This is a genomic window from Bradyrhizobium acaciae, assembly GCF_020889785.1.
Classification (GTDB): Bacteria; Pseudomonadota; Alphaproteobacteria; order Rhizobiales; family Xanthobacteraceae; genus Bradyrhizobium; species Bradyrhizobium acaciae.
Map to the genome: position 1 here is coordinate 1 of NZ_JACMYK010000320.1, position 967 is coordinate 967.

General features: G+C 61.2%; 2 protein-coding genes. Both read right to left on the bottom strand.

The genetic code is table 11. The features are described from left to right. Positions 1-485: DUF4142 domain-containing protein (locus H8A92_RS40535; protein WP_229200814.1), on the bottom strand; the 485-nt coding region annotated here is incomplete at its 3' end. Between the two features lie 11 nt (positions 486-496). After that, positions 497-967 (bottom strand): YciE/YciF ferroxidase family protein (locus H8A92_RS40540; RefSeq protein ID WP_229200815.1); only part of this gene is annotated, 471 nt, incomplete at its 5' end.

Below are 967 nucleotides of genomic sequence, written 5' to 3' on the forward strand. Positions count from 1 at the left end.
GCGAGCAGGGTCCTGTCAGCCCAATCCTTCAGCTTCGGATCGTCGCCGCCCTTGGCATAGCGTTCGAACAGGGAGACCGCATCCTTGTGGGCGCTGACCTGCATCGGATCATATTCGCTGGCGAAATTGTCCGGCTTGGTGTTGCGCAGCACGTCGAGCTTCTTCTGCGAGCTGTCGTCGAGGCCGGCCGGCAATGCGGCCTTCATCTCGCCGGTGACCAGCGCCTTCAGCTCGGTACTGGTCTTGGTATGGTCCGTCACCATCTGGTCTGCGAACTTCTTTTCCGCCGTATTGCCCTTCTGCTGGGCGATCTTGGCCGCCTCGATCTCCAGCATGTCGCTGGTTGCGGCCTCCTTGATGAAGTCTTCCGTTTTCGGTGTGACGCCAAGCACGGAATTGACGCCGGTCTTCTCGCCGACCGATTGGGCCAGCGCGGGCAGTGTCAGCCCGCAGCTGATGGCAATTGCCAGAATAGTTCGCTTCATCGCGCGTCTCCTCAGGCCGCCTCGGCGTTGATGGCGCCGATGGCGAGCTTGGTGAGTGCTTCATCCGTCTTCTTTTCCTCGGCCAGGGTCTGGTCGATGAGCTTGACGGCGTCCTTCATGCTGAGCTTGGTTGCCCATGCTTTCAGTGTGCCGTAACGGGCAATCTCGTAATGCTCGACCGCCTGGGCGGCAGAGACCAGGCCCGGATCGAGCGCCGGCGTGTCGGCGTACTCTTCCATGATCTCCTTGCCTTCGTCGAGGATGCCCTCGATGGCGTCGCACTTCTTGCCGCGCGCCGGCTTGCCCATCAGATCGAATATCTGCTCGAGCCGTTCGATCTGTCCTTCGGTCTCGTCATGGTGCTTCTCGAAAGCCGTACGCAACTGCTCGGAGCCGGCGGCCTTGGCCATCCGCGGCAGCGCCTTGAGGATCTGCTTTTCGGCGTAGTAGATGTCCTTGAGGGTATCCAGGAAGAGGGCGCT